Raw genomic sequence first — 16,824 nt, forward strand, 5'->3', positions numbered from 1 at the left:
GGCGGCGCGGGCCCGCGCGCAGCGGAGCGCGGGCGGGCGCTGGCGGGGCCGACGGCAGGCGCCGGGGGCGCACCGGGGCGGTCGCCACACGGCGCCGGGCACGCCGGTGGACTGACTGATTCCCGCACGCTACCCCGTACGTTTTCAGCCAACTTCCCAGCCGTCGGCGTTCCCTGGCCGAACAGGGGGTCAACCCACGTCCCACCAGGGGTGAAAGGAGCACGGAAGGGCTCTGCACCCTACGTTGACCGGCCACTGGCACGAGGCGCACTTCCCTGGGCGCCCCGTGAGTGCGACGCTTCGTGATCGAATGCTTCACGCCAAGTTGCCATGTCGACAATGCGCCGGTTGGTGAACTGGTCACGGCGGCGTCACGTGACGCAGTAGATTCGATCTTGACTGTAGTACGGCGGGGGACTGGTGGAGGACCGAGGGGAAACGTGCAGGAGCGACAGGTCCAGCAAGCGCGCCAAGAACAGGGAGCCGCGACGACCGAGGGGGGCTTAGCGCCATGAGCCACGACTCCACTGCCGTGCAGGAAGCCGCGGCGCGGAAACTCTCCGGGCGGCGCCGTAGGGAAATCGTCGCGGTGCTGCTCTTCAGCGGTGGTCCCATTTTCGAGAGTTCCATACCTCTCTCCGTGTTCGGCATTGACCGGCAGGACGCGGGAGTCCCTCGATACCGGCTGCTCGTGTGCGCCGGCGAGGAAGGTCCGCTGCGCACCACCGGCGGACTCGAACTGACCGCGCCCCACGGGTTGGAGGCGATCTCGCGGGCGGGCACCGTGGTCGTGCCGGCCTGGCGGTCGATCACATCGCCACCGCCCCTTGAGGCACTCGACGCGCTGCGCCGCGCGCACGAGGAAGGCGCGCGCATCGTCGGCCTGTGCACCGGCGCGTTCGTCCTCGCGGCAGCCGGTTTACTGGACGGCCGCCCGGCGACGACGCACTGGATGTACGCGCCGACGCTCGCGAAGCGCTATCCGTCCGTGCACGTCGATCCGCGGGAGCTGTTCGTCGACGACGGCGACGTGCTGACGTCGGCAGGCACCGCGGCCGGAATTGATCTCTGTCTGCACATCGTGCGCACCGATCACGGCAATGAGGCGGCGGGCGCGCTCGCCCGCAGGCTCGTCGTGCCGCCGCGCCGCGCCGGAGGCCAGGAACGCTACCTGGACCGGTCGCTGCCGGAGGAGATCGGGGCCGACCCGCTGGCCGAGGTCGTGGCCTGGGCGCTCGAACACCTCCACGAGCAGTTCGACGTGGAGACGCTCGCCGCCCGCGCCTACATGAGCCGTCGCACGTTCGACCGGCGCTTCCGCTCGCTGACCGGGAGCGCTCCCCTGCAGTGGCTGATCACCCAGCGGGTGCTGCAGGCACAGCGGCTCCTGGAGACGTCCGACTACTCCGTCGACGAGGTCGCCGGACGCTGCGGCTTCCGCTCGCCGGTCGCCCTGCGCGGCCACTTCCGGCGCCAGCTCGGCTCCTCGCCCGCCGCCTACCGCGCCGCGTACCGGGCGCGCCGGCCGCAGAGCGAGCGCGCGCTCGAGTCGGCGGCCGCGGCCGCCACCGTGCCCGCGACCGCCTCGGTGGTCTCCGCGGAGGGTCCGGGTCCAGGACCGGGCGGGAATCCCGGCCTTTCCCCGGGCCCCGTGCCGTCCCAGACCCGGCGTACGGCGGCCGCGAGCTCGCTCGGCGCCACGGCGTCGCTGCCGATGGACGCGGGCAAACCGCACTCCGACATGTACGCGCCGGGCCGTGCTCCCCTGCCCGGCCAGAGGAGCGCGCCGTAGGGTTGGGCGCATGAACGATCGCATGGTGTGGATCGACTGCGAGATGACCGGGCTCTCGCTGACGGACGACGCACTTATCGAGGTGGCCGCACTGGTCACCGACTCGGAACTGAACGTGCTCGGCGAAGGTGTGGACATTGTGATCCGCCCGCCGGACGCGGCCCTGGAGACCATGCCCGAGGTGGTGCGGCAGATGCACACCACCTCGGGGCTCCTCGACGAGCTGGCCGGCGGCACCACGCCGGCCGACGCCGAGGAGCAGGTCCTCACCTACATCCGTCAGCACGTGAAGGAGCCCCGCAAGGCCCCGCTGTGCGGCAACTCGGTCGGAACGGACCGCGGCTTCCTGCTGCGGGACATGCCGACCCTGGAGGACTTCCTGCACTACCGCATCGTCGACGTCTCCTCCATCAAGGAGCTGGCCCGGCGCTGGTACCCCCGGGCGTACTTCAACAGCCCCGACAAGAACGGCAACCACCGGGCGCTCGCCGACATCCGCGAATCCATCGCGGAGCTGCGCTACTACCGCGAGGCGGTCTTCGTCCCGCAGCCCGGGCCCGACTCGGACACCGCCAAGTCGATCGCCGCGAAGTACGTCCTGCCTGCGGATTAGCCCTCCCCGGCACCCCGTGTACGGGGTCCGTAAAACGCGTGCGCGAGCACCCCTTCGGACCCTGTACACTTTTTCTCGGCCGGTCGGAAGAACACCAAAGACCGGCTCATGGTGGGTGTAGCTCAGTTGGTAGAGCACCTGGTTGTGGTCCAGGTGGCCGCGGGTTCAAGTCCCGTCACTCACCCTGAATGATCAAGGCCCGGCCTGCGAAAGCAGGCCGGGCCTTCGTCATGGCCCATGACAGGTCAGGCCGGGGTGCGCAGGCCCGCAAGCAGCCGGTCGAGTGCTTGCTCCGCGGCTCCCGGGTCGCCGCCCCGCGCGATCCAGAGCGCGGCCTCGTTCATCGCCCCCGAGAGCAGCCGGACCAGGGGCTCCACCGGCTGCTCCGCGATGATCCCGGCCGCGGTGAGCGCCGCCAGGGCCTCCGCGAGGTGCCGGCCGGAGGACTCCTCGTCCAGAGCCCGCCACTCGTCCCAGCCCAGCACGGTCGGCGCGTCGACCAGGAGGACCTGCCGCACGGCCGGATCGGTCCCCGCGGCCAGGAAGGCCCGGCAGCCCGCCCGAAGTTGCTCCCAGAGGTCGTCGTGCCGCTCGGCCGCGGTCGCGACCCGCTCGCCCAGTTCCTGCTGGACCTCGGCGACGACGGCGCGGAAGAGCCCCGCCTTGCTGTCGAAGTGGTGGTAGGCCGCCCCCTTGGTGACCCCTGCGGCACGCGCCACCTCGGCCAGCACCACGTGGTGGTACCCGTCGGCGGCGAACCGGCGCCGCCCTTCGGCCAGCAGCGCCCGCCGCGTCGCCGCCCGCTGCTCCGCCCGGTTGACCGCCATCGCGCGCACCACCCTTTCCATTTCGCGTACCCCGGGTATGCTAACGCCATGTTCGCATACCCCGAGTATGTGAAATGGACGGGAAGGGACCTCTCCATGACGGCCGAACTCACGACCAAACTCACGAGCGAACTCACGACCGGGCCCACGATCAAGCCCACGAGCAAGCTCAGCGGCTTCTACCCGGTGCTCGCCACCCGGGACGTGGCCGCTTCGCGCGACTTCTACACCCGTCACCTCGGGTTCGAGGTGACCTTCGAGGCGGACTGGTACGTGAGTCTGCGACGCCCCGACGCCCCGCAGTACGAGCTGGCCCTGCTGGACCACTCCCACGCGACCGTCCCCGAGGACCACCGGGCCGCACTCCGGGGCGGCTTGCTGCTGAACTTCGAGGTGGACGACGTGGACGCCGAGCACCAGCGGCTCGTGACGGAGGCCGGCCTGCCCGAGGTACTGCCCCTGCGTACGGAGGAGTTCGGCCAGCGCCACTTCATCGTCGCCGCCCCCGACGGCGTACTGATCGACGTCATCACGGTCATACCGCCCAGCGAGGAGTACGCAGCCCAGTACACCGACGCCTGACCCCCGGGCCGCCGCGTGATCGGTGGGGCGCGCCGTGGCACTCCGCGCACCGCTACTTGCGCTTCTTCGACCGCATGGACCAGAGCGTGACCGCGATGCCGACGAGCGCCAGCAGAAAGAGGATCTTCATGTTGTTCAAGTGCCCGCGACAGCTCCGTCCAACACGCCGAGTTCCGCGTCAGGCCGACCCGGTTGGATGACGCCTGGTCACCCTCAGTCCGCCACCCCGCCGAACCCGATCACCCGGTCCACCCGGGCCCGCACCAGATACTCGCCCTCCACCGAATTCCGCTCCCCGTACGCGGCGGCCCGCTCCTGGCCCATGTAGCGGCCGCCGATCCGGGTGGCCCACTCCCGCATCAGCCCCGGGTCGTCCGTGAAGTCGGCGGTGCACTCCAGCATCACGTACGAGTACGGCGGCTCCTGGTCGTCCACGCACAGGGAGAAGCGGGGCTCCCGGCGGAGGGACTTGTGCTTCAGGGAGGCGTGCCAGGTGGTGAAGAGCAGGTAGGTGTCCTCGCCCGTGTCGTCAAGGAGGAACCACACCGGGGTGACGTGCGGGCGGCCGTCGGCGCGGTTCGTGGCCAGTTTGCCGGTGCGGGTTCCCGTCAGAACGAAGGAACGCCACTCGGCGTCGGTCATCGGCTTCATCATTCGCTCCCCTTGCTCGTGCGGCCGGCACAGCCGGTGCGGCTGTGACGGCTCGTGCGGCCGAGGACGCTACTCCGCACCGGCGACAAGATCATCCCGTTTTCGGGACCTCGCCCCTCACGACGACTCCCTGCACACCAGCTCCGTAGGCAGCACGATCTGCTGGCGTGTCAGGTGGCGGGCCGTCGCCGGGCGGGTGTCGGCTATCTCGGCGAGCAGGACGTCCGTCATGGTGCGGCCCATCTCGGCGATGGGCTGGCGGACGCTGGTCAGGGGTGGGTCCATGTGGCGGGCGATGGCCGAGTCGTCGAAGCCGACCAGGGCCACGTCGGCGGGTATGCGGCGGCCCGCCTCGCGGAGGACCTGGCGGGCGCCCGCCGCCATCACGTCCGAGCCGGCGAAGACCGCGTCCAGGTCGGGGCGGCGGGCCAGGAGCTCGGTCATGGCGCGGCGGCCGCCGTCCTCGGTGAAGTCGCCGCGGGCGATCAGGGCCTCGTCGACGGAGTGGCCCGCCTCGGCGAGCGCCTCGCGGTAGCCGTCGAGGCGGCGCTGGGCACCGTACACATCCAGGCGCCCCGTGATCGTGGCTATCGCGCGGCGGCCCCGGCCGAGGAGGTGGTCGACGGCCGCCCGCGCGCCCGCGAAGTTGTCGGAGTCGACCGAGGCGAGCGGCTCGTCCGCCGAGCGGCGGCCGCTGATCACCGCCGGGATCGCCAGTTGCTGGAGCAGGTCGGGGAGGGGGTCGTCGGCGTGCACGGAGACCAGGAGGACGCCGTCCACGCGGTGCGCGGACAGGTACTGCGCCAGGCTGCGGCGCTCCCGGTCGCCGCCCGCGAAGGTCAGGACCAGCTGCATGTCGGTGTCGGCGAGCGCCGTGCCCACGCCGTGGATGATGTCCGAGAAGTACGGCTCCGCGAAGAAGCGGGACTCCGGCTCGGGGACGACCACAGCGATCGAGTCCGTACGGTTCGCGGCCAGCGCGCGAGCCGCCGTGTTCGGGACATAGCCGAGCTCCGCCACCGCCTCCTCGACGGCCGCACGCGTGTGCTCGCTCACCCGGGGCGAGCCGTTGATCACCCGGGACACCGTGCCCCTGCCGACCCCCGCCCGCGCCGCGACCTCCTCCAGCGTAGGCCGCCCGCCACCGCGCCCCCTGGCCTGACCACTCCCCATCAGTGCCTCCCCACGACGCGAATCTAACAGCAGGACCACGGCCACCAGCGACGCCGCCGACGGCCCGCAACTCCCGGTGTCCGGTGCCTTGACACCCCCGTGGCAAGCCGCGAACCTTCAAGGCATCACACATGGGAGCGCTCCCACCCTACCCGGCTCTTACCCGCCCCGCACGTCCCCATCCGAGCCACATGCCGCCAATCCCCTTATTTCACACGGTAGTTGGCCGGTGATCGGTACGTCCGGGCACCAGGAGGACGTAATGCGCTACAGGACTCGAACGTCCCGCAAGGCCGTGGTCCTCGCGGCCGTCGCCGCCCTCACCACCGGGCTGCTCGCCGGCTGCGCGGAGGACTCCGGGGACGAGCCCGGCGGCTCCTCGGGCGGCGGCGGAGGAGGCGGCAAGGGCAGGACGACCCTGAGCGTCGGCGTGTTCGGCGCCTTCGGCCTGCAGGAGGCCGGTCTCTACGACGAGTACGAGAAGCTCAACCCGGACATCGACATCAAGCAGAACTCCGTACAGCGCAACGAGAACTACTGGCCCGCACTCCTCACCCACCTCAGCAGCGGCAGCGGGCTCTCCGACATCCAGGCCGTCGAGGTCGGCAACATCGCCGAGCTGACCGGCACCCACTCCGGCAAGCTGGTGGACCTCGGCAGGACCCAGGGTGTGGACAAGGGCGCCTACCTCGACTGGAAGTGGCAGCAGGGCACCACCGACGACGGCAAGACGATCGGCCTCGGCACCGACATCGGGCCGACCGGCATCTGCTACCGCAAGGACCTGTTCAAGAAGGCCGGCCTTCCGACGGACCGCGAGGCGGTCGGCAAGCTGTGGGCGGGCGACTGGAACATGTACCTGGAGACGGGCAAGCGGTTCAAGAAGAAGGCGCCCGAGGGGACCGCCTTCGTCGACGGCGCCACGGGCGTCATGGCCGCCGTGCACGGCTCCGGGAAGGAGAAGTTCTACGACGCCGAGGGCGATCTTGTCTACAAGGACAGCGCGGGCGTGAAGGAGGGCTGGGACCTCGCGGCCGACTTCGCCGAGGCCGGGCTCACCGCCAAGCTCCAGCAGTTCCAGCCCAGTTGGGACCAGGCCTTCTCCAACGCCTCCTTCGCCACCGTGACCTGCCCGCCCTGGATGCTCGGCTACATCAAGGACAAGGCGGGCGACAAGGGCAAGGACCAGTGGGACGTCGCCGCCGCGCCCAAGCCCAGCAACTGGGGCGGCTCCTTCCTGACCGTGCCCGAGGCGGGCAAGAACAAGGAGGAGGCCGCCAAGCTCGTCGCCTGGCTGACCGCCCCGAAGCAGCAGGCCAAGCTGTTCGACAAGCGGGCCAGCTTCCCGAGCGCCGAGGCGGCGTACGGCCTGCCCGAAGTGAAGGACGCCAAGAACGCCTACTTCGGCGACGCGCCCGTCGGACAGATCTTCGCCAAGGCCGCCGAGGGCGTGCCGGTCCAGCCCATCGGCCCCAAGGACGGAATCATCTCCCAGTACCTGGCCGACACCGGGATGCTCGGCGTCGACCAGAAGGGAACGTCTCCCGACAAGGCCTGGGACAAAGCCGTGAAGACGATCGACAACGCACTGGACCAGTGATCATCCGGTGACCGACATCCCGAGCGACACCCGTACCGCCGCGCCCTCCACCGGGGAGGAGGGCGCGGCCCCCCGCGCGCGGGCCGGGACGCTGCTCGCCGACCCGGCCGCCGAGCGTCGCCGCGCCCGGCGCAGCCGCCGCTACCGCCGGGACGTGAAGTGGAGTCCCTACGCCCTCATCGCGCCGTTCTTCCTCTTCTTCATCGCCTTCGGGCTCTTCCCGCTCCTCTATACGGGGTGGGCCTCGCTGCACCGAGTGGAGCTGGGGACGCCCACCGACATGGAGTGGGTGGGCCTGCGGAACTTCTCGCGGCTCATGGAGGACGAGTTCTTCTGGAACGCGCTGCGCAACACCTTCACCATCGGCCTCATCTCCACCGTGCCGCAGCTCCTGATGGCGCTCGGCCTCGCCCATCTCCTGCACTACCGGCTGCGCGGCTCGATGTTCTTCCGCGTCGCGATCCTCACCCCGTACGCCACGTCCGTGGCCGCGGCGACGCTCGTCTTCGTGCTCATGTTCAGCCGCACCGACCACGGCATGATCAACTGGGCGCTCGGGCTCATCGGCGTGGACGCCGTCGACTGGCAGAACGGCGACTGGACCGCGCAGTTCGCCGTCTCCTCCATCGTCATCTGGCGGTGGACCGGCTACAACGCGCTGATCTATCTCGCCGCGATGCAGGCCATCCCCAACGATCTGTACGAGTCGGCGGCGCTGGACGGCGCGAGCCGCTGGCAGCAGTTCCGGCACGTCACGATTCCCTCGCTGCGGCCGACGATCCTGTTCACCTGCGTGGTGTCGACGATCGGGGCGACCCAGCTCTTCGGCGAGCCGCTCCTTTTCAGCCAGGGCGCGAGCCCCACCGGCGGCTCCGACCACCAGTTCCAGACGCTCGGTCTCTATCTGTACGAACAGGGCTGGTTCAACCAGCACCTGGGGCGGTCCTCGGCGATCGCCTGGACCATGTTCCTCATTCTCGTCCTGGTCGGCCTGCTGAACTGGGCGATCAGCCGGTGGATCCGCCGAAGCTCGTGAGGGGATGACGTGACCAGCCTCAAGAAACGCGGCGCCGGCCGCCAACTGCACGGCGGCAAGCTGGCGTACGCCGTGCTGATCCTTTTCACCATCGGCTCCCTCTTCCCGCTGGTGTGGACCGCGATCGCCGCCTCGCGCAACAACACGCGGCTCGCCGAGACGCCCCCGCCCTTCTGGTTCGGCGGCAATCTCTTCAAGAACCTGGAGATCGCCTGGACCGACGCCAACATGGGCACGGCGCTGCTCAACACCCTCGTGGTGGCGGGCAGCATCACCGTGGGCACCGTGCTCTTCTCCACCCTCGCGGGCTTCGCCTTCGCCAAGCTGCGGTTCCGCTTCCGGGGGCTGCTCCTGCTGCTCGTGATCGGCACGATGATGGTGCCGCCGCAGCTCAGCGTCGTACCGCTGTTCATGATGGTGGCCGAGTTCGGCTGGACCGATCAGCTGCAGTCGGTGATCCTGCCGACGCTGGTGAGCGCCTTCGGGGTGTTCTTCATGCGGCAGTACCTCATCGAGGCGCTGCCCACCGAGGTGATCGAGGCCGCCCGGGTCGACGGGGCGAGCAGTCTCCGGCTGATCTGGCACGTGGTCTTTCCCGCGGCCCGGCCCGCGATGGCCGTCCTCGGCATGCTGACCTTCGTGATGGCCTGGAACGACTTCTTCTGGCCGATCATCGCGCTGACGCAGAACGGCGAGCCGACCGTGCAGGTGGCCCTCGCCGGGCTCGGCCGCGGTCAGATCCCCGACCAGTCCGTGATCATGGCGGGCGCGCTGCTCGGCACGCTGCCGCTGCTCATCGCCTTCGTCCTGTTCGGCAAGCAGATCGTGGGCGGGATCATGCAGGGCGCCGTAAAGGGCTAGCCGCCACGGCCCGCGTGCCCCGCCTCTCCTCTTTTCCGTACGACTCTTCCATTCCGTACGACCCATGGGAGCGCTTCCATGACCGACGCGAACCTGCGATTCCCGCCCTCCTTCCTATGGGGCGCCGCGACCGCCGCATACCAGATCGAGGGGGCGGTGGCCGAGGACGGCAGGACGCCGTCGATCTGGGACACCTTCAGTCATACGCCGGGCAAGGTGCTCGGCGGGGACACCGGGGACGTGGCCTGCGACCACTTCCACCGGTGGCGCGACGACGTGCGGCTGATGGCCGACCTCGGGATCGGCGCGTACCGCTTCTCGGTGTCCTGGCCCCGGGTGCAGCCCACCGGGCGCGGGCCCGCCGTGCAGCGCGGGCTCGACTTCTACCGGGCGCTCGTCGACGAACTGCTCGCGCACGGCATCACGCCGATGGTCACGCTCTACCACTGGGACCTGCCCCAGGAGCTGGAGTCCGCCTTCCCCAGCGGCTCCCCGGCGGGCGGCGGCTGGCCGGAGCGGGACACCGCCTACCGGTTCGAGGAGTACGCGGGCATCGTCGCCGGGGCGCTCGGTGACCGCGTGGACTTGTGGGCGACCCTCAACGAGCCCTGGTGCAGCGCGTTTTTGGGCTATGGCTCGGGGGTGCACGCGCCCGGCCGCGCCGACCCGGCGGCCGCCCTGCGCGCGGCGCATCACCTCAACCTCGCCCACGGCCTGGGCGTACGGGCGCTGCGCGCGGCGCTGCCCACCCGCGCGCGGGTGGGCGTCTGCCTCAACCCCAGCGCCGTGCGCCCGCTCACCTCCTCCGCCGCCGATCTCGACGCGCGCCGCCGCATCGACGCGCTCGCCAACCGCGTCTTCACCGGGCCGATGCTGCGCGGGACGTACGACGACGATCTGCTCGCGGACACCGCGCGGATCACGGACTGGTCCTTCGTGAGCGACCGCGACCTGGCCATCGCCAAGCAGCCGCTGGACTTCCTCGGCATCAACTACTACTCCCCCGCTGTCGTGTCGGCCTCCGTCGGCGCCGCCGCGGACAGTCCGCGTCACGACGGGCACGGCGCCGCCGACCACTCCCCCTGGCCGGGCGCCGACCGCGTCTCCTTCCACCGGGCGTCCGGTGAACTCACCGCCATGGACTGGCCGGTGGACCCCACCGGCCTGAAGGACCTTCTCCTCGAGTACACCGCTCAAGCTCCCGGGGTTCCGCTTTTCGTGACGGAGAACGGCGCCGCCTACGACGACAAGCCCGGCGCGGGCGGCCAGGTCCACGACCCCGACCGCGTCCGCTATCTGCACGGCCACCTCACCGCCGTACACGAGGCGCTCCTCGAAGGAGCGGACGTCCGCGGCTACTTCCTGTGGTCGCTCCTGGACAACTTCGAGTGGTCGTACGGCTACAGCAAGCGGTTCGGGGCGGTGTACGTCGACTACGAGACGCAGGCGCGGACGCCGAAGACGAGCGCGCAGTGGTACGGGAAGGTGGCGGCGAGCGGGGAGGTGCCGCCCACAGTCGAGGACTGAACAGGGGTGCGCCCCGGCCGGGTGGGGGTCCGGCCGGGGCGCGTGTTTCCCGTGGGGGGAACCTGGGGGGGAACTGGGGGCTACTTGTACGCGGCGAACGCCTTCGTGAACGCCAGCGGGTCCTGCTCGATCGACGAGCACGTCGGCTGCACGGAGTTGTTGCCGCCCGCGCAGGCCTTGTCGCGCGTCGAGGACCACATCGACAGCCAGCCGATGCCCTTGTCCTGCGCGAACTTCACCAGCTCGGTGGCGTCGTCGACCTTGAAGATCTCCGTGGTGACGTCGTTGACGCCGATCATCGGCGTGACCGCGACGGTCTTCCAGGCCTCGGCGTCCGACAGGCCGAGGACGCCCTTGATCTGCGCCTGCGTGGCGGTCGCCGCCTGGGTGGCGTACTTGCCCATGTCGTCGCTGTACGCGGGTCCGTAGTCCATCGCCATGATGTTCACGGCCGACGTCTTGACGCCGTTCTTCTTCGCGTCGGCGAGCAGGTCGACGCCGGGTTGGGTCAGGCCCTCGGGCATCACCGGCAGCGTGAAGGAGACGTCGAGCCCGGGGTGGTCCTTCTGGAGCTTGGCGATCGCCTGCGCGCGGCGGGAGTTGGCGGCGGTGTCCGGCAGGGCCGCGCCCTCGATGTCGAAGTCCACCTTCGTGAGCTTGTACGCGTCGATGACCTTGCCGTACGCCTTGGCGAGGGCGTCGGCGCTGTCGCAGCGCAGGCCGAGTTCGGAGCCCGCGGCGCCGCCGAACGACACGCGGACGTCGCCACCCTTGGCGCGCAGGTCGCCGATCTGGGCGGCCACCTTGTCGTCACCGAGCGCCGTGGTGCCGCCCCACAGGGGCTCGCAGCCGCCGCCGGACGTGACGAACGCCAGGTTGAACTCCTTCACGCCGGTCTTCGTGGCGGTGTCGACGAGGTCGTACGCCGGGGCGAGTGAGGTGTCCACGAAGGGGGCGAACTTGGCGGAGCCCTTGGTTCCGGTGCCCTCGCCGGGGGTCTTGGTGGGGGTCGGGGTGGGCTTCTCGGTCGGCTTGTCGGTGGGCTTGTCGGTCGGCTTCTCCGTCGGCTTCCCGGTCGGGTCCTCGGTGGGCTTCCCGGTGGGGCGGCCGGAGGGCTGGGGGGCCGCGCCGTCGTCGGCCGCGCACTTCGCCTCGTTGATCAGACACTTGACCGGGTCGGCGGCGCCGGTCACGACGAAGCCGACCGTCAGGGACTCGCCGGGGGCGAGTTCCTTGTCCCACTTGGGCGGGGTGACGGTGACGCGGCTGCCGTCGGTCTTGTGCTCGGCGTTCCACAGCGAGCTGAGCTTGGTGCCCGCGGGCAGGTCGAACTCCAGGGTCCAGTCGGACTGGGCCTTGCCGGTGCTGTTCTTGACGACGTACTGCGCGGTGTAGCCGCCCGACCAGTCGCTGGTCTTGGTGTACGCGGCGCCGACGGAGGCCGCCTGGGCCGTGCCGGACAACAGGAAGGCACCGCCACCGACGACGGCGGCCGTGACGACGGCACCTATCGCCTTCTGCCTGCCGGTGATCCTGCGACGGTGGGTGCTCATGGGGGTGCCTGCCTCTTCGGGGGGGGGTGCGGGGTGGGGACTGCTCCGCACGTTAGCCAGCCAGAGGCGCGACAAAACGGGCCTGTCGGGTTTGGGACGGTGATCTTAGGGTGCGCTTAAGAGTGCGATCGGAGTCGGGAAAGGTTGCGCCGGCGCACCGCGCCCGCGACGGCTGAGAGCGCTCTACTCCGGCCCCGCCGAAACCCGCTTCCGCCGCCGCACGGCCCCCCGCCGCCGCCCCCCGACCGGCGACCGCCGGGGATCCCGCTGGATCCAAAGCCGCACCTCGGTCCCGCCGAGCATCGAGCTGCCGATGCGCACATCGCCCCCCGTGGACTCGGCGAGGCGACGCACGATGTCGAGACCGAGGCCCGTGGAGCCGGTCGAGCCCGCCGAGGCACCCGAGTTGCCGCGGGCCAACGCGGCCTGCGGATCCGCGATGCCGCCCCCCGCGTCGGAGACGAGCACGATCACCGCGTCCTCCCCGCTGTGCACGTCGACGGCGAACGCCGACCCCTCCCGCGTGTGCCGGAAGACATTGCCGAGCAACGCGTCCAGGGCGGCGACCAGTTCGGCCCGCGCCACGGGGATCCACACGGGCCGGTCCACGCCGGCGACCCGCGCCTCGCGCCCCTCGTCCTCCGCGAGCGCCGACCAGAACCCCATCCGCTCGCGGATCACCTCGGCGGCGTCGCACCCGGCCCCGGGCCCGATGTGCACCCCGGCCGCCGTCTGCGGCTTGGCGTCACGTGCCGTACGAATGATGGTGTCGACCTCGCGTTCGAGGCGTTCCACGGCGACGCGGGTCTGCTCGGCGGCGGGCCCGTCGCCGAGCGAGGCCGCGTTGAGGCGCAGCACGGTCAGGGGCGTACGCAGCCGGTGCGAGAGGTCGGCCGCCAGCTCCCGCTCGTTGGAGAGGAGTTGGACGACCTGGTCGGCCATGGAGTTGAACGCCACGGCGGCGAGCCGCAGTTCGGTGGGACCGTCCTCCGGCACGCGCGCCCCGAGCTTGCCCTCGCCCAGGTCGTGCGCGGCGCCCACGAGGCGGCGCGCGGGCTGGACCATGCGTACGCCGAGCCGGTCGGCGACCGCGACGGACCCGATGATCAGCGCGACACCGACGCCCGCGAGCACCAGCCACGCCGTGGTGACACCGTTGCTGACCTCGCTCTCCGGCACGAAGATCTCGACGACGGCGATCTCCCCGGAGCCGAGCCCGAAGGGCTGGAGCAGCGCCGAGCCGCCGGGCACGCCCGCGGTCCTGGCCCGGCCCTGCGCACGCGTGGCCTCCACGTCGCGCGCGGTGGCGCGGCGGTCGCCGATCTTCAGCGCCGGGGTCCTGCCGACGGCCGGTACGTACACGGCCATCCGCCCGTCGCCGCCCGCCTCGGAGGTGGCGACGGCCCGGGTGAGCTGGTCGCGGTCGGTGGTGATGGAGAGGGTGGGGCCCATGCCGGCGGCGTGCCGTTCGGCGGCGGAGAAGGCGCGGTCGCGGGCCATCTCCTGGATGACGAGGCCGAGCGGGATGGCGAAGGCGGCCACGACCATCGTGGTGACGGCCAGGCACACCTTCACGAGCGCCCACCTCACGGCGCGGCTCCCGCGGGACGGGCCCGGTTCACAGCGGTGGCTCCAGCTTCACGCCGACGCCGCGCAGCGTGTGCAGATAGCGCGGGCGCGCGGCGGTCTCGCCCAACTTCCGGCGCAGCCACGACAGATGGACGTCGATGGTCTGGTCGTCGCCGTAGCTCTGCTGCCACACCTCGGCGAGCAGTTCCTTGCGGGGTACGACGACGCCGGGCCGCCCGGCGAGGAAGGCGAGCAGGTCGAACTCGCGCCGGGTCAGGTCGAGCCGCGCGCCGTCCAGCTCGGCCTGGCGCCGCAGCGGGTCGACGGTCAGGCCGCCGACCTGGAGCACCGGCCGCGGCGCCGCCTCGCCGGACCCGGACCCCGAGCCGCGCGAGCGGCGCAGCACGGCGGCCATCCGGGCGGACAGGTGCTCGACGGAGAACGGCTTGGTCAGGTAGTCGTCGGCGCCGTCGTTGAGGAGCCGGACGATCTCCGTCTCGTCGTCGCGCGCGGTCGCGATGATCACGGGTACGTCGGTGATGCCGCGCAGCATCTTCAGCGCCTCGGACCCGTCGAGGTCGGGCAGTCCGAGGTCGAGGATGACGACATCGAAGCGGAAATGGGCGACCTCGCGCAGCGCCTCCAGGGCGGTGCCGACGCTCCGTACCGTGTGGGAGGCGTCGGTCAGATGCCGGATGAGGGCCGAGCGTACGAACTGGTCGTCCTCGACGACGAGCACACTTGCCATGGGCGGCACCGTACGCCATGCGGGGGACGCGGGTGCCGTGCGGGACTTTTGGCCCGGACTTGGGTCCGATGTCCCCTTCCGGGCGGGAAATCCGGGCAGAGAGTTCCCGGCAGGAAAGCGGAAGCCCAGACTCCTGGGCGCCTGTTCTTCGTGGCGGCACGTGGTGCAGTATGGCCCGCGATGCACAGAGGTCTCGTACACGCCATCGCGTGGTCGCTCGCCACGGGCGCGGCGGTCACGCTGTCGTGGTGGGGTGTGCACACGGTGATGGCGGGCACGGCGTACGACCCGCCGCGCGCCCTGCCGCTGGCGGCCGGCGACCGTTCGGCCCTGCCGCAGTCGTCGTCGACGCACCGCCCGGAGGCGACGTCCAGCACCAAGCCCCCGAAGAAGTCCGGCGAACCGTCCAAGTCGAAGCCCCCCGGCCCGACGAAGGACAAGCCCCCGGAGAAGACGAAGAACCCGCGGAACTCCCCTTCCCACCAGACCGACAAGCCCGAGAACTCCACGTCGCCCTCCTCACCCTCCTCCGGCGACAGCAGCATCAAGGGCTACAACACCGAGGGCGGCCGCGTCGTCTTCGACCTGGGCAGGACGTCCGCGACGCTCGTGTCGGCGTCACCTGCGTCGGGCTGGTCGATGCAGGTGTGGCGGGCGTCGACGTGGATCCGCGTGGAGTACACGTCGGGCGCCGACCGCGTTTCGGTGTTCTGCACGTGGCACGACCACGCGCCGCAGGTCGACGTGAATACGTACTGACTGACGTACTGAGCCGGGCCTGTCAGCGAAAAACCGACGACGGCGGCGCGGGTGACGCGACGGCGCTGGCGTCGGTGACGGCCGCGGCACCGCCACTGAGGTCGAGGAGCGCGCGCCCGTGTTCGACGCGGGCGGGGTGCGGGTCGGCGGCGCTGCGCCGGGTCAGTTCGGCGACGGGCAGCGGCTGCGCCGCGCCGAGGAGCACGGCGTTGCCGAAGCGCTTGCCGCGCAGCACGGCGGGGTCGGCGACGAGGGCGAGTTCGGGGAAGACGGTGGCGGCGGTGGCGAGTTGGCCGCGCAGATAGGCGAGCGGCGGGCCGTCGGCGAGGTTGGCGGCGTACCAGCCGGTGGGTTTGAGCACCCGGCGTATGTCGCCGAGGAATTCGGCGCTGGTGAGGTGGGCGGGGGTGCGGGCGCCGCTGAACACGTCGGCTATGACGAGGTCGGCCCAGCCGTCAGGGGTCTTCGCGAGCCCTTCGCGGGCGTCGGCGCCACGCACGCGTATTCGGGCGCCGGGGTCCAACGGCAGGGCGCGGCGGACGAGTTGGACGAGCGCGGTGTCGCGTTCGACGACCTGCTGGGTGGAGCGGGGGCGGGTCGCGGCGACGTACCGGGCGAGGGTGAGGGCGCCACCGCCGAGGTGCAGGGCGTGCAGGGGCCGTCCCGGAGGGGCGACGAGATCGACGATGTGCCCGATCCTGCGCTGGTACTCGAAGTCGAGATACGAGGGATCATCAAGGTCGACATGCGACTGCGGCGCACCGTCCACGAGCAGCGTCCACCCCCGGGCCCGCTCCCGATCCGGCATCAGCTCGGCAAGCCCCCCGTCGACCTCCTCGACGACGGCTTCCCGCGCCTGCTGTCCCCGCCTGTTCCTTGCCACAGGCTCATTATCGCCGGGGTCGGACACCTACGCCCGCCCGCGCGGTCGCAGCCCTTCCAGTGCTGGGCCGAGCCACTCCAGCCCGTCCGGCGTTTGAGGACGAGCCGCGCAGCGGCGAAAGGCGGGGAAAGGGGCGCAGCCCCATATACAGCCTCAGCGACAGTTATCCGCGGCTTCGATCATCCGCGCGGCCTCGCCAAGCGCAGCACGCAACACAGCGGGATCGGTAACGGGGTCGGTCTCCCCGGGCGGCACCAACCACCCGGTCCCGGCAACGGGCGGCGGGGGCACCGGGTCCGGCTCCTGCGGGACGGCAACACCGCGCCCGAACGTCTGCGTACACGCGCTGCCAGGCAAGTCCCACGCATCCGCCGTGCCGGGCGGGACCAGGAAGCCGAGGGTGTCGCACCCCCCGTCGTGCAGAACGGGCCCCACGGCCTCTTCGCCGGCGCCCCGGCGCAGAATGTCGACGGCCTCAAGCCCCTGGCGCGCCGGCACGGTCACGAGATCGCACTCCTCGTGACCGTCATGGCGCTCGACGCAGCCGGCGGGCCCCGCACTGCGGTCCTGGCTCGGCCAGTGCCGCGCGGTCGTCAACGCGCCCCCGGATTCGCTGTTCTCCATGCCGAACTCCAACAAGGGAACCTCCT

Annotated in this window: 16 protein-coding genes and 1 tRNA gene; 9 read left to right on the forward strand and 8 right to left on the reverse strand. The window is 71.1% G+C overall.

Annotated elements, in window-relative coordinates:
- Window positions 1-511: 511 nt before the first annotated feature.
- The 3 genes from IEY91_RS27300 (at window position 512) to IEY91_RS27310 (ending at window position 2,589) form a co-directional block, all read left to right on the forward strand.
- Window positions 512-1,792, forward strand: a complete 1,281-nt coding sequence (locus IEY91_RS27300) for a helix-turn-helix domain-containing protein (RefSeq protein WP_164324783.1) — start codon at window positions 512-514, stop codon at window positions 1,790-1,792.
- A gap of 10 nt (window positions 1,793-1,802) precedes the next feature.
- Window positions 1,803-2,405: an oligoribonuclease gene (orn, locus tag IEY91_RS27305; RefSeq protein WP_164324781.1), complete on the forward strand. Its 603-nt coding sequence runs from the start codon at window positions 1,803-1,805 to the stop codon at window positions 2,403-2,405.
- Between the two features lie 111 nt (window positions 2,406-2,516).
- Window positions 2,517-2,589 (forward strand) — tRNA-His (locus IEY91_RS27310).
- Window positions 2,590-2,650: 61 nt separating this feature from the next.
- On the opposite strand, the gene IEY91_RS27315 is transcribed toward IEY91_RS27310, so the two are convergent.
- Window positions 2,651-3,232 carry a TetR/AcrR family transcriptional regulator gene (locus IEY91_RS27315; protein ID WP_189176217.1) on the reverse strand — a complete coding sequence of 194 codons (582 nt, stop codon included), beginning with the start codon at window positions 3,230-3,232 and terminating at the stop codon, window positions 2,651-2,653.
- 96 nt (window positions 3,233-3,328) lie between these two features.
- Here IEY91_RS27315 and IEY91_RS27320 point away from each other — a divergent pair, with 96 nt between their 5' ends.
- On the forward strand, window positions 3,329-3,814 hold the full coding sequence (locus tag IEY91_RS27320; protein ID WP_189176218.1) for a VOC family protein: 486 nt from the start codon (window positions 3,329-3,331) through the stop codon (window positions 3,812-3,814).
- Between the two features lie 213 nt (window positions 3,815-4,027).
- Here IEY91_RS27320 and IEY91_RS27325 read toward each other — a convergent pair whose 3' ends face one another.
- Both IEY91_RS27325 and IEY91_RS27330 read right to left on the reverse strand, forming a co-directional pair.
- Window positions 4,028-4,456 (reverse strand): PPOX class F420-dependent oxidoreductase, encoded by a 429-nt coding sequence (locus IEY91_RS27325; protein ID WP_229697256.1) that lies wholly within the window; start codon window positions 4,454-4,456, stop codon window positions 4,028-4,030.
- Window positions 4,457-4,582: 126 nt separating this feature from the next.
- Window positions 4,583-5,638, reverse strand: coding sequence for a LacI family DNA-binding transcriptional regulator (locus IEY91_RS27330; protein ID WP_189176033.1), 1,056 nt, complete (start codon window positions 5,636-5,638; stop codon window positions 4,583-4,585).
- Between the two features lie 262 nt (window positions 5,639-5,900).
- Between IEY91_RS27330 and IEY91_RS27335 the strand changes: the two genes are divergently transcribed.
- The 4 genes from IEY91_RS27335 (at window position 5,901) to IEY91_RS27350 (ending at window position 10,662) form a co-directional block, all read left to right on the forward strand.
- On the forward strand, window positions 5,901-7,238 hold the full coding sequence (locus IEY91_RS27335) for an ABC transporter substrate-binding protein (protein WP_189176034.1): 1,338 nt from the start codon (window positions 5,901-5,903) through the stop codon (window positions 7,236-7,238).
- Between the two features lie 7 nt (window positions 7,239-7,245).
- Window positions 7,246-8,274: a carbohydrate ABC transporter permease gene (locus IEY91_RS27340; RefSeq protein ID WP_189176035.1), complete on the forward strand. Its 1,029-nt coding sequence runs from the start codon at window positions 7,246-7,248 to the stop codon at window positions 8,272-8,274.
- Window positions 8,275-8,283: 9 nt separating this feature from the next.
- Window positions 8,284-9,135, forward strand: a complete 852-nt coding sequence (locus IEY91_RS27345; RefSeq protein ID WP_164324771.1) for a carbohydrate ABC transporter permease — start codon at window positions 8,284-8,286, stop codon at window positions 9,133-9,135.
- A gap of 78 nt (window positions 9,136-9,213) precedes the next feature.
- The gene (locus IEY91_RS27350) at window positions 9,214-10,662 is read left to right on the forward strand and encodes a GH1 family beta-glucosidase (RefSeq protein WP_189176036.1); all 1,449 of its coding nucleotides are present in this window, start codon (window positions 9,214-9,216) and stop codon (window positions 10,660-10,662) included.
- A gap of 80 nt (window positions 10,663-10,742) precedes the next feature.
- Here the strand turns inward: IEY91_RS27350 and IEY91_RS27355 are convergent, their stop codons facing one another.
- From IEY91_RS27355 to IEY91_RS27365, 3 genes are all read right to left on the reverse strand, one after another.
- Complete coding sequence (locus IEY91_RS27355) at window positions 10,743-12,215, reverse strand: cellulose binding domain-containing protein (protein ID WP_189176037.1); 1,473 nt, start codon at window positions 12,213-12,215, stop codon at window positions 10,743-10,745.
- Between the two features lie 183 nt (window positions 12,216-12,398).
- Window positions 12,399-13,805 carry a sensor histidine kinase gene (locus IEY91_RS27360; RefSeq protein ID WP_189176038.1) on the reverse strand — a complete coding sequence of 469 codons (1,407 nt, stop codon included), beginning with the start codon at window positions 13,803-13,805 and terminating at the stop codon, window positions 12,399-12,401.
- A gap of 28 nt (window positions 13,806-13,833) precedes the next feature.
- Entirely contained in the window at window positions 13,834-14,532 is a 699-nt protein-coding gene (locus tag IEY91_RS27365) for a response regulator transcription factor (protein ID WP_164324764.1), read from the reverse strand.
- Between the two features lie 180 nt (window positions 14,533-14,712).
- Between IEY91_RS27365 and IEY91_RS27370 the strand changes: the two genes are divergently transcribed.
- Window positions 14,713-15,291, forward strand: coding sequence for a hypothetical protein (locus IEY91_RS27370; protein ID WP_189176039.1), 579 nt, complete (start codon window positions 14,713-14,715; stop codon window positions 15,289-15,291).
- 22 nt (window positions 15,292-15,313) lie between these two features.
- On the opposite strand, the gene IEY91_RS27375 is transcribed toward IEY91_RS27370, so the two are convergent.
- Window positions 15,314-16,174, reverse strand: coding sequence for a spermidine synthase (locus tag IEY91_RS27375; RefSeq protein WP_189176040.1), 861 nt, complete (start codon window positions 16,172-16,174; stop codon window positions 15,314-15,316).
- Window positions 16,175-16,327: 153 nt separating this feature from the next.
- Window positions 16,328-16,810: a hypothetical protein gene (locus IEY91_RS27380; protein ID WP_229697282.1), complete on the reverse strand. Its 483-nt coding sequence runs from the start codon at window positions 16,808-16,810 to the stop codon at window positions 16,328-16,330.
- Window positions 16,811-16,824 lie beyond the last annotated feature (14 nt).

The organism is Streptomyces lasiicapitis (genome assembly GCF_014646335.1).
GTDB classification, from domain to species: Bacteria; Actinomycetota; Actinomycetes; order Streptomycetales; family Streptomycetaceae; genus Streptomyces; species Streptomyces lasiicapitis.

Coding starts and splice junctions, on each gene's coding strand:
- IEY91_RS27300 (WP_164324783.1), top strand. CDS start 512: ATGAGCCACGACTCCACTGCCGTGCAGGAAGCCGCGGCGCGGAAACTC.
- orn (WP_164324781.1), top strand. CDS start 1,803: ATGAACGATCGCATGGTGTGGATCGACTGCGAGATGACCGGGCTCTCG.
- IEY91_RS27315 (WP_189176217.1), bottom strand. CDS start 3,232: ATGGCGGTCAACCGGGCGGAGCAGCGGGCGGCGACGCGGCGGGCGCTG.
- IEY91_RS27320 (WP_189176218.1), top strand. CDS start 3,329: ATGACGGCCGAACTCACGACCAAACTCACGAGCGAACTCACGACCGGG.
- IEY91_RS27325 (WP_229697256.1), bottom strand. CDS start 4,456: ATGACCGACGCCGAGTGGCGTTCCTTCGTTCTGACGGGAACCCGCACC.
- IEY91_RS27330 (WP_189176033.1), bottom strand. CDS start 5,638: ATGGGGAGTGGTCAGGCCAGGGGGCGCGGTGGCGGGCGGCCTACGCTG.
- IEY91_RS27335 (WP_189176034.1), top strand. CDS start 5,901: ATGCGCTACAGGACTCGAACGTCCCGCAAGGCCGTGGTCCTCGCGGCC.
- IEY91_RS27350 (WP_189176036.1), top strand. CDS start 9,214: ATGACCGACGCGAACCTGCGATTCCCGCCCTCCTTCCTATGGGGCGCC.
- IEY91_RS27355 (WP_189176037.1), bottom strand. CDS start 12,215: ATGAGCACCCACCGTCGCAGGATCACCGGCAGGCAGAAGGCGATAGGT.
- IEY91_RS27365 (WP_164324764.1), bottom strand. CDS start 14,532: ATGGCAAGTGTGCTCGTCGTCGAGGACGACCAGTTCGTACGCTCGGCC.
- IEY91_RS27370 (WP_189176039.1), top strand. CDS start 14,713: ATGCACAGAGGTCTCGTACACGCCATCGCGTGGTCGCTCGCCACGGGC.